Source organism: Enhygromyxa salina (assembly GCF_000737335.2).
In the GTDB taxonomy this organism is placed as follows: Bacteria; Myxococcota_A; Polyangia; order Nannocystales; family Nannocystaceae; genus Plesiocystis; species Plesiocystis salina_C.
Genome location: NZ_JMCC02000059.1, coordinates 76651 through 101879, shown reverse-complemented (window position 1 = coordinate 101879; position 25229 = coordinate 76651). Strand labels below are relative to the sequence as shown.

Annotated in this window: 20 protein-coding genes; 4 read left to right on the top strand and 16 right to left on the bottom strand. The window is 67.8% G+C overall.

Features of this window, described 5'->3' with window-relative positions; genetic code table 11:
* From DB30_RS41595 to DB30_RS22260, 9 genes are all read right to left on the bottom strand, one after another.
* Positions 1–232, bottom strand: a 232-nt coding sequence (locus DB30_RS41595; RefSeq protein ID WP_205633040.1) for a hypothetical protein, incomplete at its 3' end; no start/stop codon positions are given.
* Between the two features lie 60 nt (positions 233–292).
* Positions 293–1756, bottom strand: a complete 1464-nt coding sequence (locus DB30_RS22300) for a Vgb family protein (RefSeq protein WP_146660100.1) — start codon at positions 1754–1756, stop codon at positions 293–295.
* A gap of 190 nt (positions 1757–1946) precedes the next feature.
* Positions 1947–4961 (bottom strand): glycoside hydrolase family 9 protein, encoded by a 3015-nt coding sequence (locus DB30_RS22295; protein WP_146660098.1) that lies wholly within the window; start codon positions 4959–4961, stop codon positions 1947–1949.
* Positions 4962–4969: 8 nt separating this feature from the next.
* Positions 4970–5737: a hypothetical protein gene (locus DB30_RS22290; RefSeq protein ID WP_052552295.1), complete on the bottom strand. Its 768-nt coding sequence runs from the start codon at positions 5735–5737 to the stop codon at positions 4970–4972.
* Positions 5738–5775: 38 nt separating this feature from the next.
* On the bottom strand, positions 5776–6918 hold the full coding sequence (locus DB30_RS22280; RefSeq protein ID WP_052552292.1) for a glycoside hydrolase family 5 protein: 1143 nt from the start codon (positions 6916–6918) through the stop codon (positions 5776–5778).
* Between the two features lie 89 nt (positions 6919–7007).
* A complete protein-coding gene (locus tag DB30_RS22275) occupies positions 7008–7889 on the bottom strand; it encodes a CIA30 family protein (protein WP_052552291.1) in 882 nt (293 codons plus the stop codon).
* Positions 7890–7905: 16 nt separating this feature from the next.
* The gene (locus tag DB30_RS22270) at positions 7906–9150 is read right to left on the bottom strand and encodes a glycoside hydrolase family 5 protein (RefSeq protein WP_146660094.1); all 1245 of its coding nucleotides are present in this window, start codon (positions 9148–9150) and stop codon (positions 7906–7908) included.
* Positions 9151–9213: 63 nt separating this feature from the next.
* Complete coding sequence (locus DB30_RS22265; RefSeq protein ID WP_052552287.1) at positions 9214–10587, bottom strand: GH1 family beta-glucosidase; 1374 nt, start codon at positions 10585–10587, stop codon at positions 9214–9216.
* Positions 10584–11888: an MFS transporter gene (locus DB30_RS22260; protein ID WP_052552285.1), complete on the bottom strand. Its 1305-nt coding sequence runs from the start codon at positions 11886–11888 to the stop codon at positions 10584–10586. The genes DB30_RS22265 and DB30_RS22260 overlap by 4 nt, the downstream gene beginning before the upstream one ends.
* Before the next feature lie 219 nt (positions 11889–12107).
* Between DB30_RS22260 and DB30_RS22255 the strand changes: the two genes are divergently transcribed.
* A complete protein-coding gene (locus DB30_RS22255) occupies positions 12108–13949 on the top strand; it encodes a DUF4215 domain-containing protein (RefSeq protein ID WP_146660092.1) in 1842 nt (613 codons plus the stop codon).
* Here the strand turns inward: DB30_RS22255 and DB30_RS22250 are convergent.
* On the bottom strand, positions 13895–14632 hold the full coding sequence (locus tag DB30_RS22250; protein ID WP_146660090.1) for an FAD-binding protein: 738 nt from the start codon (positions 14630–14632) through the stop codon (positions 13895–13897). The genes DB30_RS22255 and DB30_RS22250 overlap by 55 nt on opposite strands.
* Before the next feature lie 338 nt (positions 14633–14970).
* Here DB30_RS22250 and DB30_RS22245 point away from each other — a divergent pair, with 338 nt between their 5' ends.
* Positions 14971–17313, top strand: coding sequence for a Tex family protein (locus DB30_RS22245; RefSeq protein WP_052552277.1), 2343 nt, complete (start codon positions 14971–14973; stop codon positions 17311–17313).
* A 156-nt stretch (positions 17314–17469) separates the two neighbouring features.
* The gene (locus DB30_RS22240; RefSeq protein ID WP_052552273.1) at positions 17470–18048 is read left to right on the top strand and encodes an alpha-ketoglutarate-dependent dioxygenase AlkB; all 579 of its coding nucleotides are present in this window, start codon (positions 17470–17472) and stop codon (positions 18046–18048) included.
* Positions 18049–18265: 217 nt separating this feature from the next.
* Here DB30_RS22240 and DB30_RS22235 read toward each other — a convergent pair whose 3' ends face one another.
* Positions 18266–18472, bottom strand: a complete 207-nt coding sequence (locus tag DB30_RS22235; protein WP_052552270.1) for a hypothetical protein — start codon at positions 18470–18472, stop codon at positions 18266–18268.
* A gap of 62 nt (positions 18473–18534) precedes the next feature.
* Here DB30_RS22235 and DB30_RS22230 point away from each other — a divergent pair, with 62 nt between their 5' ends.
* Positions 18535–18717, top strand: coding sequence for a transposase (locus DB30_RS22230; protein ID WP_052552268.1), 183 nt, complete (start codon positions 18535–18537; stop codon positions 18715–18717).
* A gap of 593 nt (positions 18718–19310) precedes the next feature.
* On the opposite strand, the gene DB30_RS22225 is transcribed toward DB30_RS22230, so the two are convergent.
* The 5 genes from DB30_RS22225 to DB30_RS22205 form a co-directional block, all read right to left on the bottom strand.
* Positions 19311–20420: a mandelate racemase/muconate lactonizing enzyme family protein gene (locus DB30_RS22225; RefSeq protein WP_052552265.1), complete on the bottom strand. Its 1110-nt coding sequence runs from the start codon at positions 20418–20420 to the stop codon at positions 19311–19313.
* Entirely contained in the window at positions 20420–21187 is a 768-nt protein-coding gene (locus DB30_RS22220) for a hypothetical protein (RefSeq protein WP_052552263.1), read from the bottom strand. The genes DB30_RS22225 and DB30_RS22220 overlap by 1 nt, the downstream gene beginning before the upstream one ends.
* Positions 21188–21262: 75 nt before the next feature.
* Positions 21263–23977 (bottom strand): CHAT domain-containing protein, encoded by a 2715-nt coding sequence (locus DB30_RS22215; protein WP_052552261.1) that lies wholly within the window; start codon positions 23975–23977, stop codon positions 21263–21265.
* Entirely contained in the window at positions 23974–24714 is a 741-nt protein-coding gene (locus DB30_RS22210) for a hypothetical protein (RefSeq protein ID WP_052552259.1), read from the bottom strand. The genes DB30_RS22215 and DB30_RS22210 overlap by 4 nt, the downstream gene beginning before the upstream one ends.
* Positions 24711–25205, bottom strand: coding sequence for an RNA polymerase sigma factor (locus tag DB30_RS22205; protein WP_052552257.1), 495 nt, complete (start codon positions 25203–25205; stop codon positions 24711–24713). The genes DB30_RS22210 and DB30_RS22205 overlap by 4 nt, the downstream gene beginning before the upstream one ends.
* Positions 25206–25229: the final 24 nt, after the last annotated feature.

The window sequence follows — 25229 nt, the reverse complement described above, 5'->3', positions numbered from 1 at the left end:
CCGAGTCGCCGTCGCCGTCGCCGTCGCCCGAATCGCCGTCGCCGTCGCCCGTGGGCTCGCCGTCGCCGTCGCCCGAGTTACCGTCGCCGTCGCCGGTGGGATTGGTGTCGCCGTCGCCGTCGCCGTCGCCGAGCGAGTCTTCCGCGGTGGTCTCGGTCGCAGACGCAGCAAACGGCCAGTCACCGTCAACTTGAGTCTTGCACGACAAAACCAGCCCAAGAGCGAGCAGCAAGGCGAATGGAGTCGATCGAGAACGAGGCATGGACAGCTCGATTGTGGCGGCGGGGGGGGCTCAGCCCTCCGGCGGGAAACCGACGAGGTTCAGCGCGAACCCAGTCATGTCACTGTAGGTGTATGGCTGGTTGAGCCCCTCGACGCGGGTGTAATTGCTGGGGTTGTCCGGGTGGATCTTGTAGGCGGCGTTGCTGAAGGTGTCGACCAGCCACACATAGCCCTCGACGTCGATGCTGATCCCGGCCGCGTGCTGCAGCTGGTCGCCAAGCGTCTCTTTACTAAAGTACTCGTACACGAAGGGATCTTGGGTCGTGTCGACCTTCAGCACGCCGGGGAACTGACCACCGCCAAACTCCTGCACCGTTGCGATCCACAGCACCTCGTTGCTGTCCATCATCAGGCCACGCAAGATGTTGGTGGGGTTGCCCTTGTTGGCAAAGAAGGCGTCGAGATCGGCCTTGAAGTTGGCCCAATCGCCGTTGACGGAGTCGTAGTAGTAGAGGCTGTTGTTCTGCCCGGCCATCCAGACCCGGCCGGTCGAGTCAACGGTGATGCCGTAGGGATCCATGTTGGCGTCGGGGCGGTCGTAGACCTCCCAACATTCCTCGCTGCCACCGGGCTCGCAGCCATACTTGGCCACGTACAAGGCCTTGCGCGTGTCGTTCTCGACGAACCAAAAATTGTTGTGCTTGTCGAGGCCGCCGCCGTAGGGGCCCATCATTTCGCACATCATCCCCGGGATGGGGATCTCCACGTCGACGTCGCCGGTCTGCCCGTCGACCAGCCAGACGGTGCCGTCGTTGTTGGCCTCGTTGCAGAAGGCGACCCAGACCTTCGCGCCGGTGAAGTCGCAGCTCTCGATCCCGTCGGGGAGTGTCCACTGCACGGCGCGCGGGCCCCGTCGATCGTCGTATACGCCTGGCATCCGCGGGATCTGGATGCGCCACGCCAGGCATTCGTCTTCGCCGTAGGGCCGCGGGACGTTGTTGGTCGAGGTGTCGATCTGCCCGTTGTTGTTGGCGTCAACGCAGTCTTCTTGGCGCGCGAAGATCTTGGCCAATCCGCCGCTGCGGTCGGCCACGGCCATGTCGCCATACAGGCTGACCGAGGTCCGCGAAGGCCCAACGAGCACGTTGTTGGCTGGCTGCGGCGTGACCTGGAACCGGCCGATCTCGGTCGCGCTCAGCGTGTCGATCTTCGAGATTGTCCCGTCGGGCGAGTTGGCGATCCAGATGTTGGAGAACTCGATCTCGCCGCCAGGGCCAGGGCCGCCGGGCTCACCCTCGCAGCCCATGCCCTCGGTGTCGTTCTCGTCCATGTCGAACTTGGGCCCGCCGTCGCCATCGCCATCGCCGTCGCCGTCACCGCTCGAGTCGCTGTCGCTGGTGCTGAAGGGGAGGCTGCCGGCCTCGCCGTAGCGATCGTCTGCACCCTGGTCTGGGTCGGCGCAGCCAACGACGGCGAGGCTGCCCGCGAGCAACCCAGAGGGGAGAAATGAGCGTTGAGATATCCAAGGCAGCATGGGGGAGTCCGATAACGTGCCAGGCCCGACACGCCCTCAGCATTCGGTGGGGCCATGCGGTCCGAATGGATGATATTTTTCCAGCCTTGGCTCGGCCCACGGTCGGCGGCATGGCCGGGCTCACGCGACGAACAAGCGCGGGCGACCCGGAGGTCTGCCGGTCCGTCGTGGCCCGTCGCGGTCTGCGCGATCAGGGGCGCAGGTTGTCGTCGAGGTAGGCGACGACCCACGCGAAGGGGGCGTTCCAGTTGATCGCAACCTCGTTTGTCGACCACGACTCGATGTGGTCCACGAAGCACTTCATGGGCGGGCACCCGGGCAGGCCGGCCTGCTGCGCGTGGGGATCTTGCAAGTCGGAGTTTGGCCCGCCCGAGATCGCCCCGGGTGGCGGTGGCGGGAACGCGGCGTCGATCTGCGCGGCCCAGTGGCGGTGGTGCGGGTTCAACAGCGGGTAGGTGCCGTAGCCGCTGACGTAGGACTGCGAGTTGGGGTTGCGGCCAAGCAGGTAGTCCATGCCTTGCAGCATGCCCTCGAGGTACGCGTTGTCGCCGGTGATCTGGTGCGCGAGGCCCAAGATCACCATGTTGTTCAGGACCAGCGAATTGCTGCCCCACGGGTACTTTGCAGCGCCGCCAGCGGTGAGCGGGACGGGGTAGCCCTCGGCGTTCACGTGGTGCAGGTAGCCCTTCGCCGCTTCGACCACGGCGGCGCGAGCCCGCTCGAGGCCCTTGTCTCCCAGCTTGTCGCCCAGCTTGTCGGCCAATTTTTCAGCTGGCTCGTTGGACACGACCGCGAGCGTGAGCGTGCCCAGGCTGCCGACTTGCTGCCAGCTCATTGAGGCCTGCGCCCCGTCGCCGCTCGCGTTCGGGCCCAGGACCCGGCCGAAGTGCTTGGACGACTTCATGGCCTTGGCGTAGTCCGCCTTGCCAGTGGTGACGAACAGCTCCGTGGCCGCCCAGTAAAACTCGTCGGACAGATCCTTGTCGTCGTAGGGGCCGCCGCCAATGTTGTCATCGCTGGGGGCGAACAGCTCGGGCTCGGCGACGGCGGCCGCGTAGGCCCGCTCGGCCGCGGCCAGGCATTGCTTGGAGAACGCGGGGTCCAGCTTGCGCCACACCCGGGCAGCCTGGGCGGCCGCGGCCGCGAGGTTCAGGCCCGCCGCCGTGCTTGGCCGATGCAGATAGCGCGGCGCGGCCTCGATCGCGGGATCATGTGGCAGCCCCGTCCATGAGTCTTCGTGGATCTTGTGGTGGGCCAAGCCCGCGTGTGGCTGGCCGGCTGGAACCTGCATGCGCAGCATCCACTCGACCTCCCAGCGCACCTCGTCGAGCAGATCCGGCACGCCGTTGTTGGCCTCGGGGATGCGGAGCGTGCCATCACCCATGCGGGCGCGGCCCTTCGCGTTGGCGCGCTCCCACAGGTTCAGCAGCGTCCACACAGAGATGCCCGCGTTGACGACGTACTTGCCGTGGTCGCCCGCGTCGTACCAACCGCCCGAGACATCCAGCGTGTAGTTGCAGCCGCTGTCGGCCCGGCATGCCGCCTTGGCGTCGCTTGGGTGGCCGACCCCGTGGGCCCACCGCGGGTGACCGGCGTAAGGCATCTCGATCGGGATCCCGCTGCGGTTGTAATAGAAGTACGCGAGCGCGTCGCCGCGCAGGGTCTTGTAGAGCTGGCCACCGATCGTGAAGGGCGGGCTGAGCTGATCACCCACGGCGATCGCATAGCCCTCGCCGGGCTCGTTGAACGTCGAGAAGTCGATGTGGTGGAGGAACTCGCCCGAGGCTGGATCTTCGCCGTGGACGTGGGTCTTGCCTTCAGCTGCGATCGAGCCGTCCTTGCGGCGAAGCGCCCAGGCGATCGGCTGTTTGTCTGCCGTTGCGAGCACGGCGAGCTTTTCGTGTCCGGGCGCGTACCCAACCTGGTTGACGCGGACCCGGGGGGCCCGCTCCGAGACCGAGGGTGGGGGTGGTGTGAACTCGGGATCCGACAGCGAGATGCGGTCAAAGCAGACCCGTGCGCCCGCGCGCGCTGCCGGGCCGCCCAGCTGCAAGCTGAGCTCGGTCAGCTGCGCGCCGTCGCTTGGCTTCTTGAAGTGGCCAATGAAGCGCTGGTCGGTCGAGTCGACTTCGGCGCTGCTGGCCCAGTAGTCCACGTAGGGGGGCCCCGCGCTGCCAACCCGCGCGCGCACGGGGGTTGGCGTGGAGGCGCGAGCGACGAATTCAGACAGGTAGACGTGGGCGTCCTCGAGCCGAACCCGATGCCGCAATTGCACGTCCGAGCTGCGCTGGCCTGGCGCTTCGATGTTCACGCACGCGCGCCCCTCGTTGATCTCGACCTGCGCCGAAGCTTGGGGCCCGAGCGTGAGCACCCACGGCGCGAGGGCGCCCGCGTCGAATTGCGCGTTGCGGATCAGATCGTGATCACCGTTGATCTCTGGCTCGTCCACGTTGGTGCGTGGGACCAGCTCAGCCTGCGCGGCCTGCCCGGCGCAGCCGACGAAGGCCAGGTCATCGACCCAGATGTCGAAGCTTGCGCCGGGGCTCATCACCTGGAATTGGACCCCGTAGAGCGCGGACGCGTCGATCCTTGCCGGGCGTGGGGCGCCCCAACCGGCGAGCTGCGCGAGCTCGTCGAAGCGAAACACGTAGTGCTGCCACTCCTCGGTCAGCTGCAGATCAACCCCGAAGTCGTTGAAGCACTCCGTGCACTCGCCAGCTTCGGGCGAGGTCGCGCGGTCGGGGATCTTGAGCCGCACGCTGCCGGTGGAGTCCGCTGAGCGGCGGGCGAAGAACGAGATGCCCTCGTACTGCGACGCGTCGTAGCCGGCCTGGGGCTCGGTGAAATTGAACCCCAACCCCGCGAACGCGCTTGGGTCACCGCCAACCGTGCCGTGCATGCGCGCGGCGTGCTGCGACCCGTTCGCGCCGCCAAGGCTCATTGTGAACACGCCGCCGTCGGCCCCTGGGGTTGGCTCGAGCTGGGTGTCGCCCGCGCGAAAGGTGTAGATGTAGCCGTTGCGGTCGGCGTGCACGACCACTTGGTGGTCGTTGTTCTCACCGTCTTCGATCACCGCCGCGCGCGTACACGCGATCGCCTGCGTCGAGCCCCGACGCTGGGTCGACGCCGGGTCAGAGTCCATGAGCGCGCACGCTGGCCCAAGGGCGACCAGCGCGAGCACTCCGCATAGCGCGTGGCGGTTCATGTTCGGGCTCAGTAAAGGCCGATCTCGTCGACCCAGAAGTCGAACTCGGTGTTCTTGGCGGCCTTGAACTGGATGCCGACGATCTTGGACGCGTCCCACACGGCCGGCGTACCCCAACCCTCTTGGTTGAGCTGATCGAAGGTGAGCGTGAACTGCTGCCACTCGTCCGAGAGCAGCAAGACCTTGCCGTGCGGGTCGCAGTCCATCGCGCAGGTGCCCCCCTCTTCGGGTGGGATCGTCGCTTCGATCTGAACCGCGGCCCGGATCTGCCCGTTGCCCTTGGCCCGCAGCACGACGCCGGTGAACCCAGAGGCGTCGTAGGCCATCTTGATGCCATTGCCGCCCTCGGGATCGCCCGCGTTGTTGAGGTCGATGCCGATCCCGGCGCCCCACTCGGCGAACCCGCTGCCGGTCGTGTGCATGGCCATGGCGGTACCGGCCGCGCCGCCAGCCTCTGGCAGGACCATGTCGTCAGCGGGCGTCTGCGTGGCGCCCTCGGTGGCGTCGTTGAAGGTGTACCAGTAGCCCTGGCGACCGCCATTGGGGATCAGCGATCCGTCGCCATCCTCGAAGTTGTCGATCATGTTGTCGGGATCGATCATGATCGCGTCGCCGTCGCCGTCACCGTCGCCGGTACCCGTGTCGTCGCCGTCGCCGTCGCCGTCACCCGTGGTGTCGCCGTCGCCGTCGCCGTCACCGTCGCCGGCGCTGGTGTAGCCCTCGCCCGAAGTGGAGTCGCCACAGGCCAGGCCCAGCGTGAGGGTGGCGCACAACATGACAATGGTTTTGGTTCGCATGTTTTGTTCTCCGTCCGTCAATTGGCCTGAAGGGCCGTCTTTACGATTTGTCCAGTTGCAGAGGGGGTACCCGACCAGTCTTCGATGAGGCCGGGGAACCCGCAGCCACCTGGGTACCAGGCCCACGCGGACCAAGACAGCCCCCGCTGCTCCGCGTAGTCGATGAGTTGCTGAGAATACCCCGCGTCGCAGTCGAAGCTGCCGAACTCCGTGATGAAGATCGGGTCGGTGTCGGCCAAAAAGCCCCAATCGTCAGTCCACCCAGCTGGCTGCTTGTCGCCGAAATCGTAGGGGTGCGAGGTATAGACGATGTTGTAGCCCTCGACGCGGTGGTCGGGCACGCCGGAGAGATCGTAGGCGTAGCGGAGCCCGCCCACGAGCACCAGGTTGTCTGCGCCCGCGTCGCGAACCGTGTCGTAGAGCTCTTGCATGCCCACGACCTCAAAGCCGTCACCCGAGTCGCCGCCGTTGAGCCACACGGGCCAGCTGACGTCGTGCGGCTCGTTGTAGAGCTCGAAGAACACCCGGCCGTCGTCTTTGTAGCGCGCGGCCACGCTCTGCCACAGCGCGCGCGAGTTTTGGTCCGCCATGCGCTGCTGGGCCGGGACTTCGGACAGGTTGCCCCTGTCGGTCCAGTGCAGATCCAAGATGACGTCCATGCCCGCGGCCTTGGACCACTGCACCAGCTCGTCAACGCGCTCGCGGTAGCCTGAGTTGTAGACGACGGATCCCTCGAGCCAAAAGCCCTGGTTGATCGCCACGCGGATCACGTTGGCGTTCCAGCTCGCAATGAGATCAATGTCGGCCGACGAGATGCCCTCGCCGTTTGGATCCCACTCGAGCGAGGGCCGGTCGACGCCGCGAAACACGTGGACCTGGTGGTTGGCGTCGTAGATCTTGTTGCCCTTGACGTAGTAGCCACCGGGCGTGATCGGCGGAATCTCGCCGTCGCCATCACCGTCGCCATCACCGTCGCCGCTCGGGTCGCCATCGCCATCGCCGTTCGCGTCGCCGCTGGTGGACGCGTTGCCTTCTTCGTCGTCGGCCGGGCCGTATCCGTAGTCGCCGCAACCGCCCAGGTGAAGGGCGAAGAGGGCAATGAAGCACCCAGCGAGGCGTCCAGCGCCAAATCCGGGGGCCGCGAGGCGAACCGGCTGCATACCGGAGGCAGTGGTCTGCTCCCTACGCAAATGGATGAAGGTTTGAGTAGCGGCGTTCACGCGAGCCCGTTGCCCGGGGTGACGGGCGCTCAGTAAAAGCCGATCTCGTCGACCCAGAAGTCGAAGTTGGTGTCCTTGGCGACCTTGAACTGGATGCCGACGACCTTGGCCGCGTCCCACGCGGCCGGGGTCCCCCATCCCTCTTGGTTGAGCTGCGCGAAGGGCAGGGTGAACTGCTGCCACTCGTCCGAGAGCAACAAGACCTTGCCGTGGGGATCGCAGTCCATCTCGCAGGTGCCCCCTTCCTCGGGCGGGACCGTCGCTTCGATCTGGACCGCGGCCCGGACCTGCCCGTTGCCCTTGGCCATCAGCGCGATGCCGGTGAACCCCGAGGCGTCGTGGATCATCTTGATGCCGCTGCCGCCTTCGGGATCGCCCGCGTTGTTGAGGTCGATGCCGATCCCCGCGCCCCACTCGGCGAAGCCGCTGCCGGTCGTGTGCATGGCCATGCTGGTACCGGCCGCGCCGCCGGACTCGGGCAGGACCACGTCCGCGGCGGGGGTCTGCGTGGCGCCCTCGGTGGCGTCGTTGAAGGTGTACCAGTAGCCCTGGCGCCCGTTGTTGGGGATCAGCGCGCCGTCGCCGTCCTCGAAGTTGTCGATCATGTCGTCGGGATTGATCGGGATGTCGCCGTCGCCGTCGCCGGTGGTGGTGGTGTCGCCGTCGCCGTCACCGGTGGTTGGATCGCCGTCGCCGTCACCGTCACCGGTCGTGCTTGGGTCGTCGTCGCCGTCGCCGTCGCCGGTCTCGCCGTCGCCGTCACCGTCGCCGAGCTCGTTGTTGGTGTAGCCGCTCAGGGTGATGAAGCTGCTGTCCGACTCGGAGTCGCCGGCACAGGCCACGACCACGGTGACAGTTGCACACAATACGACGTGGGCGACTTGGGTGGCTTGGGTGGCTTGGATTCGCATGTTCGTTCTCCGTCGGTCAATTGGCCTCGAGGGCCGTCTTTACGATCTGTCCGGTCGCCGAGGGGACGCCGGACCAGTTCTCGATCAGCGCGGGGAAGCCACAGCCCCCCGGGTACCAGGCCCACGCCGACCACGACAGGCCCCGCTGCTCCGCGTAATTGATCAATTGCTGCGAGTACGATGGGTTGCAGTCGAAGCTGCCGAACTCCGTGACGAAGATCGGGTCGGTCTCGGCCAGGAAGCCCCAGTCGGCGTTCCACGCGGCCGGCTGCTTGTCGCCGAAGTCGTAGGGGTGCGCGGTGTAGACGATGTTGTAGCCCTCGACGCGGTGGTCGGGCACGCCCGAGAGGTCGTAGGCGTAGCGAACCCCGCCAATGAGCACCAGGTTGTCCGCGCCCGCGTCGCGAACCGTGTCGTAGAGCTCTTGCATGCCCACGACCTGAAAGCCGTCACCCGAGTCGCCGCCGTTGAGCCACACGGACCAGCTCACGTCGTGCGGCTCGTTGTAGAGCTCGAAGAACACGCGCCCGTCGTCTTTGTAGCGATCGGCCACGCTCTGCCAGAACGTGCGCGAGTTTTGATCCGCCATGCGCTGCTGGCCGGGGGCTTGTGACAGGTTGCCCTTGTCGGACCAGTGCAGGTCCAAGATGACGTCCATGCCCGCGGCCTCGGACCACGCCACCAAGTCGTCAACGCGCTGCCGGTACCCGGGGTCGTAGACGACGGAGCCCTCGAGCCAAAAGCCCTGGTTGAGCGCCACGCGGATCACGTTGGCGTTCCAGCTGGCGATGAGGTCGACGTCGGCCTGCGAGATGCCCTCGCCGTTGGGGTTCCACTCGAGCGAGGGCCGATCGACGCCGCGAAAGATGTGGATCTGGTGATCGCCGTCGTAGATCTTGTTGCCGTTGACGTAGTAGCCGCCGGGCGTGATCGGTGGGTTGTCGCCGTCGCCGTCGCCACTGGTCGTTGGATCGCCGTCGCCGTCACCGTCGCCACTGGTCGTGGGATCGCCGTCGCCGTCGCCACTGGTCGTGGGATCGCCGTCGCCGTCGCCGCTCGTCGCGGGATCGCCATCGCCATCGCCATCACCATCACCATCACCATCACCATCGCCAGTCGAGTCGCCAAGCGTCGATATCGAAGCGTTGGTGTCCCCGTCGCCGACCGGGTCGGTGCAGCCCCCGCCCGGGAGGACGAAGATCGTCAGCAGCCATCCGGCGAGGGATCCTGCGCCAATTTGGGGGACCGGAGCGATGCCCATGCCCATGCCGTGGCCCTGGGGCGGCCAAGTGGATGAAGATTTACGACCCCTCGTCACCCGGCCTCAGTCTTGCGGGACGGCGTTTTGTGCGAACACCTTGGCCAAGAAGGCCGCGCTGTCCTTGGGCGTGCGAGCTTGGGTCTCGTAGTCGACGTGGACGATGCCAAACCGCTGTCCGTAGCCGCGCTCCCACTCGTAGTTGTCCATCAAGGACCACGCGAAGTAGCCCGCCAAGGGAGCCCCGTCGGCGATCGCACGATGGGCCGCGCGGAGGTGGTCGCGGAAGAACGCGACCCGTCGGGTGTCTGCGATCCGGCCCGTGGCGTCGGGACCGGTCGAGTAGCTGCAGCCGTTCTCGGTGACGTACATCTTTCGCGGCCCGTAGTGCAGGTGCACGCGCATGAGGGTCTGGTGCAGCCCCGGCGGGTAGACCTCCCAGCCCATCTCGGTCCAGTCCTGCTCGGGCCCGAGCGTGCGCACGGGCGCCTCGTTCTCGTGCTCCGGGATCGCCTCGCTGCGGATGATCGTGCGGTTGTAGTAGTTGACGCCCAGAAAGTCGGTTCGCGCCGCGATCGCTTCTAGGTCACCCGCTTCGACCATCGTCATGCCGCCTGCGGGCAGGCAGCCCCGCGCCACGTAGTCGCGGACCATGTCGTCTGGGTAGCCGCGGCCAAACACCGGATCCAGAAACCAGCGATTGAAGTGACCGTCTGCGTGCCGGGCTGCGTCGTGATCGGCCGCGCTGTCCGACGCGGGCAGCATCGGTCCAAGGTTCAAGGTGATCCCCGCGCGCGCGCCCGGACACTTGGCCCGGATCACGGGCATGGCCCAGCCGTGCGAGAGCAACAGGTGGTGGCTGGCCGCGATCGCCCGGGCCTTGTCGACGACACCCGGCGCGTGAATGCCCCGCTCGTAGCCCAGCATGCTCGCGCACCACGGCTCGTTGTGGGTGATCCAGTCGCCCACGCGGTCACCAAGGCGGTCGACGACGGCCTCGACGTAGGGCACGAAGGCCTCGGCTGTCGAGCGGCTCGACCAGCCGCCCTCGTCCTCGAGGGCCTGGGGCAGATCCCAGTGATACAGGGTTGCGAACGGTTGGATGCCGGCCTCGAGCAGGGCGTCGACCAGGCGCGAATAGAAGTCCAGGCCCTTGTGGTTGACCGCGCCGCGGCCCTGCGGCAACACCCGCGGCCACGCGATCGAGAACCGATACGCGCGCACGCCCAGCGACTTCATGAGCGCGACGTCTTCCGCGAAGCGATGATAGTGGTCGCACGCGACGTCGCCGTTGCTGCCGTCGATCACCTTGCCCGGGGTATTGGCGAAGCGATCCCAGATCGACTCGCCGCGGCCGTCTGCCTGGGCGGCGCCCTCGATCTGGTAGCTGGACGTGGCGACGCCCCACACGAAGTCATCGGGAAAGCCAGAGTCGGTCATGGTGGTTCTTGCTTGGATGTGGCTTGGTCTCGGGGAAACGGTGCGAGCTTCGCCGCCACCAGCGAGGGGATCGTGGCGACGACGACGAATATGAAGTAGCTGCGGTAGCCCATCCAGTCCGCGAGCGGCCCGCTCGCCATCTGGGTTGGGATCAGGACCAGGTTCATCAGCGCCGTGCAAAACGCGTAGTGCGTCATGTGATAACGACCCGGGCTGATCTGCTGCATCATGTACAGCATGTTGCCCACGAACCCAAAGCTGTAGCCGAACTTCTCGATCGTGATCAAGATCGCGATTGTCTGCATCGACAACGGGGCCTCGGGGCCGCCCGCCCAGCTCAGGTACACGTAGCAGAGGTTGGGGACGTTCAGGCACAGGGCCAGGAAGAACAAGCTGCGCGCGAGCCCGTAGCGCGACACGAACACGCCGCCAAGCAGGCCGCCCACGATGCTGACCGCGGTGCTGATCGTGCCATCGATGAGGCCTTTTTGGACGAGCGTCAGGCCCAGGCCGCCCTCTTCGAGCGGGGCCTGGATGAACAGGGGAGCCTCGATCAGCAGCAGCCCCTCGGCGCTGCGAAACAAGAACACGAACGCCAACATCCCCCAGATCTTGTCCTTGCGGAAGAAGTCCCGGACCGTGTCCTTGAAGGTAGACACGACCTCTTCGGTGGATTGGGCGCTCGTCGTCTTCGAGCCGGGTGGCAGCATCACGAAGTGGTAGAGCGCGAGCGCGGCCATCGTCGCGCCGCTGAGACCCATGGCCACCGCCCACGCGGTCTTGGGGGCGTAGCTGGCTTGTTCTTGCAGGGTGCCAGCGATCCAGACGACGCCGGCGGTTGCGAAGATGCGGCCCACGTTCCAGGCCATTCCCTGCACGCCGATGTACTTGGCCTGGTTGGCCGGATCGAGCGACGTAATATAGATACCGTCAACGCAGATATCCTGCGTTGCCGAGGCGAACGCGAGCACCCACAAGATCGCAATGACAACCTGAAAGTAGTTTGGCAGCGGCAGCGCGAGGGCGAACAGGCCAAGCAGCACCGCCATCAACAGCTCCATCGTGAGCACGAAGAAGCGCTTGGTTCGGAACATGTCCAAGAACGCCGCCCAAAATGGTTTGAGCGACCACGCCAGGCCGATGCTCGCGAGCGCGACCGTGATCGCCCCGTCGGAGTGGCCAAGATCCTTGAACAGGGTCCCCGCGACCCAGATGACCATGGCGAAGGGGATGCCTTCGGCGAGGTAGGCGGTCGGCACCCAGGCGAGCGGATGGCGCGGGCGCGAGGCGGGGTCGGCCATTTAGGCAGGTGTGGGTGTTGGCGGCGGGGTTCGGATGAATTTTCGTGACCCGGCCCGATCCTCGCTCAGTTTGCCTGCGAACGAGGCTGCGCAACACCTGCGCAACGCCTGCGCACGTTGCGTGACCGGCACGCTTGGGTCGAAAAAAATCATCCACTCGTGGCGAGTGGCCACCACTCGACGATGCGTGCCGCGCTCAACGCGGAGATCGGAGCCCCCATGCTGTCCCGGATTGTCCAACGATCATTCGTCCCCTCTGCACTCGTCGCAGGCAGCGTGCTCGTTGCCACAGCCTGCACCAACAATGGGGACCCGGGTCAATTCAGCACCAGCTTCGGGACCGGCGACTCGACCGGCGACTCGACCGGCGACGGCGACGGCGACGGTGATGGCGACGGCGACGAGGGCCCCAAGCTCGACATGCCCAATGACGAGACCTGCATGGAGGGCGTGCCGCTGCCCAAAAATTGTGGAGACGGCGTCCTGACCCAGGACGAGGCCTGCGACGACGGCAACACCCAAGATGGCGATGGTTGCTCGGCGGACTGCCTGTGCGTCGCCGCGGGCTGGCAGTGCAGCCCTCCCGGTGAGCCCTGCCACCAGATCGCGCTGTGTGGAGATGGCGTCGTCGTCGCCCCAGAGCCCTGCGACGACGGCAACACCATGAACGGCGATGGCTGCTCCGAGAACTGCAAGATCGAGCAGGGGTGGCAGTGCGAGGACGATCCCAGCATGTGCACGCCCACGACCTGCGGCGACGGGATCAAGGAAGGGGTCGAGGCCTGCGACGACGGCAACACGCTGCCCTTTGACGGCTGCTCCTCGGTCTGTCAGGCCGAGCCCGACTGCTCCGGCGACGAAGGGTGCAGCTCCGAGTGTGGCGATGGCCTGGTCATCGACGAGGAGTGCGACGACGGCAACAACGTCAACGGCGACGGCTGCTCCTCGACGTGCACGGTCGAGGAAGGGTTCGAGTGCGAAGAAGAAGACTCGTGCGAGCAGATCAACGGGGAGTGCGTGCTGCGGGTCCCCGCCGTGTTCCGTGACTTCAACGCGAGCCACTCGGACTTCTCCGTGCAGTGCGACGGCCTCCAGACCGGCGGCGTCGCGGCCACGCTCAACGCTCAGGGCAAGCCCGTGCCCAGCAACACACCGGTCTGTCAGAGCGCCAATTTCTCCGAGTGGTACACCGACAACGGCAACAACGCGACGATCATTGGCGACCTCGTGCTGTTCGACAACGGCGCGGGTGGCTTCGTCAACCGCTGGGGCCCCAACGGCGAGCCGTGGACCGCGTACGAAAACGCGATGTGGGCCGCCAACACCGTGGCCGAGTGCCTGATGCAGGGCTGCGTGCCCTGCCCATGGGACGCCAACGTTGGGTGCTTCGCGGACGAGGTCACCTACGACGGGCAGCCCTTCTTCTTTCCGATTGACGACCATCCAAGCGCGCTGCCCGACCCGCGCTACGAGGCCAGGGTGGGGCCGTCCTATGGCTACCCCAACTGGCCCTGGGAGGACGAGATCGTCCCCGGCGCCGGCACCCACAACTTCCACTTCACGACCGAGGTCGTCTACTGGTTCCAATACGACGCGGGCGCGAACGCCCAGCTCGACTTCACGGGCGACGACGACGTCTGGGTGTTCGTCAACAACAAGCTGGCCGTGGACCTTGGCGGTGTGCACGTCCCCGAGAGCGGCGTCGTGACCCTCAACCCCGCCGCGGCCGCCACCTACGGGCTGACCGACGGGGGCGTCTACGAGATCGTCGTGTTCCACGCCGAGCGCAAGCAGGACGGCTCGTCGTTCCGCCTCACGCTGGACGGCTTCTCGAACACGCCCTCGAACTGCCTGGCGATCTGCGGCGACGGGATCGTTGGTCTGGGTGAGCAGTGCGACGACGGGGTCAACGACGGCGGCTACGGCGAGTGTGGGCCCGGCTGCAAGCTTGGTGAGTACTGCGGCGACGGTGTGGTCCAGGGCGAGGAAGACTGCGATGACGGCAACTACGTGAACGACGACGACTGCCCGAACTCGTGCCAGATCATCTTCATCCCGTAGCTCACGGTTGCTGCGCGACGTGATCGCGGGCTGGCGCCCGCGGGAACACGCGCGCGAGCAAGCGGCCATGAAACACGCCGTCGGGATCGAGCTCGCGCAGCTTGTTCGCGAACGCCTTCGCGCTTGGGTACATGGCCTGGATGTCCGCTGACCTGCGTGATGATGCCAAGTCCACCCAGGCCAACCCGAGCCGCGGCGAGCAGCGGATCGTGCTCATGGATCTCGAGCACCTCGCCGGTGCCCGTGATCACCCGCAACCCAACGACGAAGCTGGGGATGTTGCCGTGAACCAGGCTGGAGCCATGGGTGCCCGTGCTCAGCACGCCCGCGAGGCTCTGCTCGACGACCGAGCCGACAATTGACAGCGCCAAGCCGCGCTTGGCCAGGGCGTCATTGAGGCGATGCAGCCGGATCCCCGCTTGCACGCGCACGCGGCCCCGCGCGGGGTCGACCTCGAGCACCGCCTGCATGGCGTCGAGGCTGACGAGCATGCAATCGGTGGAGTCGCGTTCGCAAGGCATCGCAATGTCGGACCACGAATGCCGGGCGCCGATCACCTCGACTTGCTTGTTGGCGCTGCGTGCCTCACAGACGATCCGAACCAGCTGCGCTTCGCAGGTTGGCTGCTCGAAGCTCGCAGGGGTGCAGTGCTCGGTTCGGGCCCAGCTATAAAAGCGGCGCATCGGTTGTCAGGTTGGGCGTGGGCAGCGAAGCGTTGGAGCGCACAATGACATTGATGTTCGCGGATTCGATTGTTGCTTGGCGCTCGGCGACCGCCCAAAGTGGAGGTGCACAATCAATCGATAGTCGATATCGCGGTGGTTCTTGCGGCGGGTTTTGGCTGGGTGTGACGCCGGGTGTGACGCCGGGTGTGACCGCCGGGTGTGACCGTCGGGGTCAGCGACTCTCCAACATTTTCGCCTGTGCATGGGCCGCGTGGCGGCGGAAGATCCAGCCGAGATCTCTGCGCGAAGTTGGGCTTGCAATCTCGGGATCCAGGCCGTAGACACGCCGTCCCGACATGCCGTCGCCCAACTCGGAACCGACCTTCGATCCTGTCCCCGTGCTCGCGGCAGAGCTGGCCCTCGCGCCCGCCGGTGTGCTCGCCGTCGTCAACCTGCTCAGCGAGGGCGCGACGGTTCCGTTCATCGCGCGCTACCGCAAGGAGGCCACCGGTGGCCTCGACGAGGTGCAGATCCGGGCGATCGAAGAGCGCCGCACCTACCTCGCGGAGCTCGAGAGTCGCCGCGAAGCGATCCTGGCTTCGGTCCGCGAGCAGGCCAAGCTCACGCCCGCGCTCGAGGCCAAGCTCCGCGAGGCCACGACCAAGCAGGCGCTCGAAGATCTGTACCTGCCGTTCAAGCCCAAGCGCCGCAGCAAGGCCCTGATCGCGCGCGAGCGTGGGCTGGGTCCGCTCGCAGATCGGATCCTGGCGCAGCCCCGCGAGAGCTCCCCCGAGCAAGAGGCCGCGGCGCTGGTCAACCCGGCGCTCGAGGTGCCCGACGTCGCGGCGGCGCTGGCGGGCGCCCGCGAGATCGTGATCGAGGCCGTGGTCGAGCAGCCCGAGATCCGCGCCAGCGTGCGGCAGCACTACGCCGAGCGCGGCGTGCTCGAGACCCGCGCGATGCCGGGGGTCGACCCGGCGGCGCCCAGCAAGTTCAACGACTGGTTCGACTGGTCGGAGCCAACGGCCAAGATCCCCTCGCACCGGTACCTGGCGATCCGCCGCGGTGAAAAAGAGGGCGTGCTGCGCTCGAAGATCAACGTGGACCCTGCGTTCTTGCAGCCGCAGCTCGAGTCGACCATGCAGCTCGACGACGTCTCACCGTTCGCGCCCGAGCTGCGCACGGCGATCGAGAAGGCGCTGCGCGGGCGCTTGGGCGTGGGCGTGGAGATGGACGTTCGCGTGGAGCTCAAGCAGCGCGCGGATCGTGAGGCCGTCGAGGTGTTCGCGGACAACCTTGGCAACCTGCTGCTCGCGGCGCCGCTGGGCGGCGTGCCGGTGATCGGCATCGATCCTGGCCTGCGCACCGGCTGCAAGTGCGCGGCCGTCGACGCGACCGGCCAGTACCTCGAGACCGTGACGATCTACCCGGTCAAGGGTGAGGACAAGGCCGCCCGCGAGCTCGCCAAGTTCGTGCAAAAGCACAAGCCGCGGGCGATCGCGGTCGGCAACGGCACCGGCGGGCGCGAGACCGAGGCGCTGGCCCGGCAGGTCGTCGCGCAGCTCGAGCTGCCCACCGAGTCGCGGCCCGTGGTCGTCAGCGTCAGCGAGGCCGGCGCCAGCGTGTACTCGGCCTCCGAGGTCGCGCGCGAAGAATTCCCGGATCTCGATCTCACGATCCGCGGGGCGATCTCGATCGCGCGGCGCCTGCAAGATCCGCTGGCCGAGCTGGTCAAGATCGATCCCAAGTCGATCGGCGTCGGCCAGTACCAGCACGACGTCCAGCAGACGCTGCTGCGCCGCAAGCTGCACGAGGTGATCGAGACCTGCGTCAACCGAGTCGGCGTCGAGCTCAACACCGCCAGCGCGCCGCTGCTCAGCTACGTCGCTGGGATCGGCGAGGGCCTGGCCAAGCAGATCGTCGCCCACCGCGATCGCAACGGCGCGTTCGACAGCCGCGCCAGCTTGCTGGGCGTGAGCGGCCTTGGCCCCAAGACCTTCGAGCAGGCCGCCGGCTTCCTGCGCCTGCGCGAGAGCCAAGAGCCGCTGGATCGCTCGGCCGTGCACCCCGAGCGCTACGCCCTGGTCGAGCGGATGGCCGCGGATCTCGGGGTCTCGAGTCGGCAGCTGGTCGGCGATGCGCAGCTGGTCTCGCGCATCGACATCGCCCGCTACGTCGACGGTGAGGTCGGCGAGCCAACCCTGCGCGACATCATCACCGAGCTCGCCAAGCCCGGCCGTGACCCGCGGGCGCAGTTTGAAGCCCCGCAATTTCGCGACGACGTCCACGCCGTCAGCGATCTGCAGATCGGCATGCAGCTCGAGGGCGTGGTCACCAACGTGACCAACTTTGGCGCCTTCGTCGACGTGGGCGTGCACCAAGACGGGCTCGTGCACGTCAGCGAGCTCAGCGACAAGTGGGTCGATGATCCGCGCAAGGTCGTCAAAGTTGGTGACCGCCTGAAAGTGCGGGTGCTGACGGTGGATCTCGAGCGTCAGCGGATCGCGCTGTCGGCCAAGCGCGAGCCGGGCAAGCAAGCTTCGGGTACCAGCGAGCGCGGCGGTCAACGCAGCGGCGAGCGCGGGGCCGCTGGTGCAGGGCCAGCGAAGCAAGGGCCAGGCAAGCGTGGTCAGGCCAAGCCCAACGCTGGGCGCGACGGCGGCTTCGCCAACAACCCGTTCGCCAAGCTGCGTCGCTGACACTGCCGGGTCCCCAAGCGGGACCGCGGCGGGCCGATCAGCTTCGCCGCTCGTGCGTGGTTGGCCCGCGGCAATCTGGGCTGCGCGTCCGATAATCTGCTAGACGAACACCTCGACGCGGATGGCTTGTCCGTGCACTGAGGACGGACGATCCGCGTGGCGACAGGTTGGACCTACATCCCCGACTTCATTTCGGACCCAGCCGAGCTGCTGCGCACCGCGATAAACGAGGTGGCGTGGACGCAGCAGATGCGGTCGCGCCAGACGGCGAGCCTTGGCATCCCCTACAACTACGCTGGCGCCTCCTACCCCGAGGCACCGTGGCTGCCCGCCATCTGGGACGTCGCGCTCGCTGTCGAGGCCCGGTTTGGGTTCACGCCAACCAACTGCCTCATGAACTACTACCCAACGGGCGAGCACAGCATCGGCTGGCACACGGACGACGTGACCATCCTGGCGCCCGACACCGGCATCGCCATTGTCAGCCTGGGCGAGACCCGGACACTGCGGCTGCGCGCAGGTGTTGACCCCAACTTCGAGTACACCCACCTGCCGCTGGCCGCGGGGTCGCTGCTCTACATGACGGCTGACCTGCAACACACGCACAAGCACTGCATCAAGCCCGAGCCGGGCGCCGGCCCGCGGATCAGCCTCACGTTTCGCCACCTCACTCATGCACCGCCACCCGTGACGACCGCTCGCTGGTCCCGGCAGGGCGACGGCCAAGGCGGGTAGGAGGGTGGCGGCTCGGAGGCTTCGTGCTGGGCTCTGTCCGCGCACAAGCGCAAGCTCCTGCGCTGGCTCCCCGCCCGAGACGGATGGTTCGCGCTGATACCCGACGGTCCACCAGAGGTTCGCCGAGCGCGCGGCCTCTGCTTCGAGACGCGACAGCAGCTCGACGGGGGTAACAGCTTGCGCACCATTATAGGGGCGCGTCCGCGCGGGCGCGCGCTCATGAACGCCGACGCAGGGCCACACCCGAGAGCAACAGCACCCCCGCCGCGAGGCCGATCACGGCGTTGTCCTCGGCCGCGACCGAGCAGCCGCTAGATTTCTTGTTGTGCTCGCGCGCTGGCGGCTCGTCGGCGAGGGCGACCGCGGAGCTGCCCATGATGAGCACGGTGAACGAGAAGGTGGCGAGGGTGGAGATCCTGTGCATCGGACCGAGTATATCGGTCGCGCTAGTTGAGTTCGAGCCCCGCCGCCTACAGCAAGCCGAGGGTGCTCTACGGCATCATCCGGGCCCACGTCCTCGGCGTCTCGAACACGACGGCCGAGGGGCTCAACGGGGTGATCCAGGAGATCAAATACGACGCGAGAGGCTTCCGCAACCGCGAGCGTTTTCGACGGACGATCCTCTTCCACCGCGGCGGACTTGATTTGCTGCCAGACCTGGTCTGCTAATGATGGTTTCACTCAAATGCCTGAAGAGTCTCATTGGTACTTGACCTGAACGTCGGGTTATATACAATGTGTGAATGTCCGATGCGGTGACATTGTATGAATCGTTGGGCCAGGAACAGCTTCAGGCGATCGGCGATGAGATCGCTACATTTGCTGCACGGATCGATGTCGCCGAGCATGCCCTCATCACGCGGCTTCGGGTCTTCGATGCCCACGAAGCCTGGGGCGGCACGGGGTTCCTCTCATGTGCGCACTGGCTGAGCTGGCGGATCGGCATTGGGCTAAAGGCGGCACGCGGAGGCTTCCGCGGAAACCTCCGTGGCGTCGTCGCCGCCCGTTCAGGCGAGAGGGGCGATGATCTTCAAGTCCTACGTGACCGAGACTCCAGCCGCCACGGGGTCAAAGCCAGGCGGCCAACCCGTACGCCGTTGCACCGGCGAGCCGCGCCATATCTAGACGCTCACACCGCAAGTCGGACCGGCTCCTCGAGGAGCGCTCGATGCAATTCCAAGTTGGCCATGTCGGTCAAGTTGGCCCCTACCAGCGATTCCCCGGGATCTCGACTGATTCGCCAGTTGTGCATTCGATCTTCATCACAAGTTGTCCCAGTCGAGCATGACGTCGAGCCCCCAGCCCGGCGCCGACGCATAGCGCACGGGGGCCCAGCCGCCCGCGCCGAAGCACAGCGGCTCCGCGACGATGTCGGCGGCGAGCAGCAGCGGCCCAAACGAGCCCTCGACCGTCTCGAACGCATGGGCCCCGGCGACCACGCGCCCCGCGGCCGACAGCAGCGAGCTCTCGCCAACGTGGTTGCCGAGGTGACACGGCACACCGGCCGCAGCCGCCCGCCGGGCGAACGCCAGGCAGCGCAGCGGTCCACCCTGCTTGCTGACCTTGAGCAGCAAGCGGTCGACCACGCGGGCGTCGAGCAGCGTGTTGAGATCGGCCCAGCTGACGATGCTCTCGTCGACCATGAGTTTGGCGGCCGCGGGGATCCGGGCCCGCAGCTGACGGTGGCCGGGGATGCCAGCCACGACCGGCAGCGGCTGCTCGAACAGCGTGACGCCGCGGGCGTGCAGGGCCTCGATGTGGGCCGGAGCCTCGGTCAGCGACCAGGCCGCGTTGGCGTCCACGCGCACGCTGGGCTCGGGACCGATGACCTCGCGCAAGGCGTCGAGTCGGGCGAGGTTTTGCTCGAGCTCGGCGTCGACCTTGAGCTTGTAGTCCGCGAACGACAGCGCGACACCGCGACGCGCGAGCTGGGTGACCTTGGCTGGCTGCTCGGCCGAGATGACCGCCGAGTAGCGGACTCGACTCGCGCTCGCGCCGAGCAGCTCGGCGACGCTGCGTCCACGCGCGCGCCCAAGCAGATCGAGCAGCGCCATCTCGACCGCGCAGCGCAGCGACGGCGCGCTTGGCAGCAGCTCGTCGAGCAGCGCCGTGATGTCGTCGAGTGAGCGCAGCGTGTGGCCGCGCAGGTGTTCGGCCATGCTACGCAGCTGCGCGGCCGAGGGCTCGAGCAGCTCGGCGGTCACATAGCTGCGCGGGCAGCCCTCGCCCCATCCAACACCGACGCCGTTGGCGTCCTCGATGCGGCACCAGACCGAGGCCATCGCCGCACGGCTGGCGAGCGCATGAACGAAGCGCTCGCGAAACGGGAGCTGCAGCACGCCTGCGTTTAGTCGTCCGATCGTGACGCTCATCAGGCGCCCTTGGCTCGCAGCTGGGCGCTGGCGCGCGCACGACGTGACGACGCCTGCCGCGGTCGCAAGATCCCATAGGTGAGCCCGGCCACCACGTTGCGCAGATCGGCGGGGATCAGGGTCAGTAAGCCATCGCCGTGGGCGTGGCCGGGGTTGTGCTCGGCGTAGAACTGGATGTCTAGATCCGCGAGCTCGCGCGAGCCGATCGGCGCGACGTGGGCCTTGAGGCGGGCCTGAGGCTTGCGGACCGTGCCGGTCTCGCGCTGGTAGAGATCGCCGTAGTAGCGCGCACCTAGCTGATCGCGCAGCTCGACCATGTCCGCGGGCGTGTCGACGAAGCGCGACGGGTAGAAGCGTCGGATGTGGCGCGCCGTCAGCACGTAGGGCTTGTAGCTGATGTTGTCGGACCAGACGATCACCGTCGCGCGGGGCCGACGAAGCTTCATGCGCAGCACGTGATAGGCGAGCACGTACACGAGCTGGGCCCCCCCGCGAAACTCGGGAAGGATGAACGACAGGCCGGAGTAGACGGTCGGGATCTCTTGGCCCGACTCGAGGGTCAGGACCCGCGCCCGCACGCCGGTGAAGCCGATCAATCGCCGACCGCGGCGCAGACGAAACAGCGCGACGTAGTCGAATTGCCCGCGCACGCGCTCGAAGAACTCGCCGCGCGAGACGTGGTGGTTTGGACCGTACAGCCCGTACATCTCGGCCAAGGTCTCGTCGTCGATCGCGTTGGTGGGGATGTGCGTGCGGGTCGTCGTCATCGCCCCATGGACGTGCGCGAGCGTCCGACTTCCTCAGCTGGACTTGCTCAGCTGGACTTGCTCAGCTGGACTTGCTCAGCTGGGTTTGGCGACGCGCCAGCCAACCACGGCGACCCCGAGCAGCGCGAGCGCGCCAAGGATCCAGCCAAGCATGGGTCCGCGGCCGGGCTCGCCGTCGGGCGTGACCGCTGCGTCGCTCGGCCGGCTGCGACCCGCGGGGAAGGGCACGAAGGTGCCATCACCCAGGACCACGACGCCCGCCCAGGCTGCGGGCTTGGCCCCCGCCGCAGCGAGCTCGCGCTGGGCCGCAGCGAGAGCGGCCGCGACGCTCTCCCCGGCATCGAGATGCCGATAGAAGCGCTCGAACAGCGCCAGCGCTTCGTCGTCTCGCAGCGGCCACAGACCACCCACGACAACGTGGGCACCCGCCTCGAACAGCGCGTGCGCGAGGCCCATCACGCCCTCGCCATCGACGACGCGATCACGCGCGCTGCTGCAGGCCGAGAGCACCACCAGCTTGCCGCGCAAGTCCAAGCGCGCGATCTCCCGCGCCTGCAGCATGCCATCGTTGCCGTCGCCTGGCGCGAGCACGATCGCCGAGCGGCCAGGGTGGCGTTCGTCGATGATCGCATGGGTGGCCAGGTGCAGGACCGAGAAGCGCTCGAGCGCGGCGTTGACGAGCGCGGCCTCGCTGGCCGCGGCGCCGACCCACACGAGATCGTCGTCGCCGTGCGCGACGAGCTTGGCCTCGCGTCGCGCGAAGGGCAGCGGTCCGAGCTCGATCTCGGGGGTCGTGCCGGTGCTGCGCGCGGGAGCGGGCTTGGGGGGCAGCGGCGCACCAACGGGCGGCGGATCGGCCAGCGCCAGCACGGCCTTCGGAGTCTCGTGCGTGGTGGCCTCGTGCCGGTACCACAGCGCGAGCACGCGGGCCGAGGGCACGACGCTGGTCGCGTAGCGCTGGGCCAGCGTCGGCGCGTCCGGCCCGGACCGCAAGCTGGCGAAGGGGAGCCGATGCAAGACCCCATCGAGGATCAGCGCGAGGCTGTCGATCTGCGCCGGCAGCTCGGCCAGCGCATCGGCTAGCAGCGCCGACCACAGCCGCGCAGCAGCCTCGTCGATCGACGCGTCACGGCGCTCGACCAGCTCAGTATAGAGCTCGATGCGCCCGCGCAGTCCGTCGACCTCGGTCAGCGGCACGGCCCGCACCGCGTCGCGGGTCACGATCATCACCCACGACCCGCGGCGCTGGTCGTCGAAGTCGCGCGCGCTGGCCAGCTGGTAGACGAGCGCGGCCTCGCGGGGGCCAAGCAGCTGTTGGAAGCTCGCTAGCTCGACCTCCGCCAGGCTGAGCGTCGCGTGCTCACGCCCGCTGCCGTCGAGCGACTCGAACAGCACGCGAGCCCGGAAGCGCTCACCAACTTCGAACGCCGCCGCCAGCAGCTGGGCTTCGTCGCGGCCCTTCGCCGCCAGCAGGAGGTGGTCGACGTAGCGCTCGTATCCCAGCGCCCGCGACCCCTGAAACTCGGCGCGGCTGAGTGGATCGGACTGCTCGAGGCGCAGCTGCTCGAGCGTGACGAGCACAGCCTCGCTGGCTGCGATCGCACGCTCGCGCGGGCCCGTGCGCCAGCGCAGCTCGGCCTCGATCACGCTGACGGCGTAGCGGACCTGGGCCTCGCCGCTGGCCTCGGCGTGGCGCCAGGCCTCGGCCAGCAGCGCCTCGGCCTCGTCGGCCTCGTCGGCCGAGAGCGGGCCCTTGGTGATCAGCACATCGAGCACCGCCAGCACACCATCTGCGGCCAGGCGGGGATCACCGAGGCCGCGGGTCTCATCCCGACAGCGACGCGCGCTGGCCTCGGCCGCGTCGAGCTGCCCCTGCGCGCGGAGCAGATCAGCGTGGATGCAGCGCATCGGGCCGGCCACCCACTTGTTGCCGCCGCGCACGCTGACCGCCAACGCACGCTCGACCTCGGCGACCAGCTCGGCGCTGGGGGATCCGTCACCACGCGCGCGCGCCTGCTCGAGCATCACGACCAGGCGGTTGTAGCGAGCCGAGGCTTCGACGTAGGCATCGTCGGCGCCCTCGGTCAGCGCGATCAGTCGCTCGTGGGCCGCGCGCGCCTCGTCGAGCTGGCCGAGCTGGCGGTGCACGCTCGCCGCTGCGCTGAGCCAATTGACCTGCGACTGGTAGTCGCCGTCGGGAAACAGCAGCGGCTCGACCTCGCCGAGCATGCTCGCGGCCTCACCGAGATCGCCGGAGCTACGCAAGGTGTGACGCACTCGCTCGACCGCGACCGTGGCGATCCAGCGGGGATCACCGTGGGCCGCGGCCGAGCGCTCGGCTGCGCGCAGGGTCTCTGCGCTGCGCTCGAGCTCACCCATGACACGCTGGCGGTGGGCGAGGTTGAGCAGCGTGAGCGTGAGCGCCAGCGAGTCGCCGCCGCGCTCGAGCTCGACCACCGCTTGCTCGTAGAGCTCGACCGCCGCCGTCGTGTCGAGCTCGCCGACGAGGTTGGCGAGCGCCAGCAGAGCGTAGCCACGCGCGCGCGGCTCGAGCTCGCCGGCCTGCGCGAGGCTAGCCCGCAGGGCCTCGGCCGAGGCCGCGTAGTCGCCGGCCTGACGGGCGTGATCGTAAAAGCAGCCCCACGCCTCGCGAGTGTCCGGCTCCTGGCTGGCAGCGCGGCGGCAGCTCGCCAAGCTCGCGCTGCTGGGCGGCCCGGCCCACGCCACCGGGACCGACAGCCACAGCGCGCCCAGCAGCGCGGGGATCAGCGATCGCCAACGCGTGCTCATTCCAGGACCACGCGCCACGCGGGGCCGCGCTCGCGGGTGCCGTCGGCCATCACCGCTGTCACCTGCCACAGCAAGACCCGACCCGGCTCGAGTGACGCCAGCACGCCACCGGGTACCCGCGCGCGGGCAGCCTGGAGCTCGCGCGCCTCGTACACGAGATCGAGGGCCTCGGTGCGGACCTGCAGCTCGTAGCGGCTGGCCCGAGCGCGCGCAGACCAGCTCAGCTCGAAGCCCGTCAACGCCACGCGGGTGCCTTCGGCGATCGGGGTCGAGAACGCCGCCTCGCCCCCCGTGTCTTCGGGGCCGCGCAGCCCCGGTGTGACGGTGTCGGTGTCGAGCTCGGGCGAGCCGCCGTCTTGCAGCACGACGACGGTCACGGCCGCGGCGGTCGCCAGCGCCAGCGCGCCCGCGACCCAGTAGCGACGATCGGCAGCAGCCCGGATCGGCGTGACCGCTGCGCTCGTGTCCGACAATTCCACGGCCAGGCGCCACTCGAGCGCGAGCTGGGGATCGCGATGCAGACGATCGACCAGCGCCGCGGTCTCGCGTGGGTCGAGCTCACCCCGGGCTGCCGCCCAGACTTTCTCGGGGTCGATCGGGTCGCTGGGGTCGCTCGGATCGATCGGATCGCTCGGGTCGCTCGGATCGTCGTTGGGCTCGCCGACCGTGGCCGCAGCGAACGCGGTCCGCAGCCGCTCGAGCTGCTCGTGATCGGGCGCTTGCTCGTGCTCACTCATGGTGCGTAGCCCTTGTTGCCGAGGCAGCGACGCAGGTCGGCCAGCCCGCGATAGATCAGGTTCTCGGCCCGCTTGCGGGTCCAGCCGAGCAGCCCGCCGGTCTCGGCGACCGTGTGCCCCTGCAAGTGGAGCACGACCGCGCGACGACGATCCTCGTGCAGCGCGCCCAGGCAGCTGCGCAGCGCGGCCGAGACCTCCGACGCAGCCACGGCCCCGTCTGGGGTGGGCACCTCGACGGGCCCGACGACCCCGGTCGCATGATCGCGTGTTCGCTCTCGGCTCTGCATCTTGCGAAGCTCGTCGATCGTGGTCGTGTACGCGACCTTCCACAGATAGGACGCAGACGGCGGCTCGACACCCTCACCTGCGCGATCTCGCGCACGCAGGACCGCGAGCACCCGGATGATCGCCAGCTGTACGATGTCGTCGGCCGAAGCGGCGAGATCCGGCGGACACACCTTCACGACCGCTCGCGCGAGTCGGTCCCGCATGTCGCGGACGAGGGCATCCTCGAC

Coding starts and splice junctions, on each gene's coding strand:
- DB30_RS22300 (WP_146660100.1), bottom strand. CDS start 1,756: ATGCTGCCTTGGATATCTCAACGCTCATTTCTCCCCTCTGGGTTGCTC.
- DB30_RS22295 (WP_146660098.1), bottom strand. CDS start 4,961: ATGAACCGCCACGCGCTATGCGGAGTGCTCGCGCTGGTCGCCCTTGGG.
- DB30_RS22290 (WP_052552295.1), bottom strand. CDS start 5,737: ATGTTGTGCGCCACCCTCACGCTGGGCCTGGCCTGTGGCGACTCCACT.
- DB30_RS22280 (WP_052552292.1), bottom strand. CDS start 6,918: ATGCAGCCGGTTCGCCTCGCGGCCCCCGGATTTGGCGCTGGACGCCTC.
- DB30_RS22275 (WP_052552291.1), bottom strand. CDS start 7,889: ATGCGAATCCAAGCCACCCAAGCCACCCAAGTCGCCCACGTCGTATTG.
- DB30_RS22270 (WP_146660094.1), bottom strand. CDS start 9,150: ATGGGCATCGCTCCGGTCCCCCAAATTGGCGCAGGATCCCTCGCCGGA.
- DB30_RS22265 (WP_052552287.1), bottom strand. CDS start 10,587: ATGACCGACTCTGGCTTTCCCGATGACTTCGTGTGGGGCGTCGCCACG.
- DB30_RS22260 (WP_052552285.1), bottom strand. CDS start 11,888: ATGGCCGACCCCGCCTCGCGCCCGCGCCATCCGCTCGCCTGGGTGCCG.
- DB30_RS22255 (WP_146660092.1), top strand. CDS start 12,108: ATGCTGTCCCGGATTGTCCAACGATCATTCGTCCCCTCTGCACTCGTC.
- DB30_RS22250 (WP_146660090.1), bottom strand. CDS start 14,632: ATGCGCCGCTTTTATAGCTGGGCCCGAACCGAGCACTGCACCCCTGCG.
- DB30_RS22245 (WP_052552277.1), top strand. CDS start 14,971: ATGCCGTCGCCCAACTCGGAACCGACCTTCGATCCTGTCCCCGTGCTC.
- DB30_RS22235 (WP_052552270.1), bottom strand. CDS start 18,472: ATGCACAGGATCTCCACCCTCGCCACCTTCTCGTTCACCGTGCTCATC.
- DB30_RS22225 (WP_052552265.1), bottom strand. CDS start 20,420: ATGAGCGTCACGATCGGACGACTAAACGCAGGCGTGCTGCAGCTCCCG.
- DB30_RS22220 (WP_052552263.1), bottom strand. CDS start 21,187: ATGACGACGACCCGCACGCACATCCCCACCAACGCGATCGACGACGAG.
- DB30_RS22215 (WP_052552261.1), bottom strand. CDS start 23,977: ATGAGCACGCGTTGGCGATCGCTGATCCCCGCGCTGCTGGGCGCGCTG.
- DB30_RS22210 (WP_052552259.1), bottom strand. CDS start 24,714: ATGAGTGAGCACGAGCAAGCGCCCGATCACGAGCAGCTCGAGCGGCTG.
- DB30_RS22205 (WP_052552257.1), bottom strand. CDS start 25,205: ATGCGGGACCGACTCGCGCGAGCGGTCGTGAAGGTGTGTCCGCCGGAT.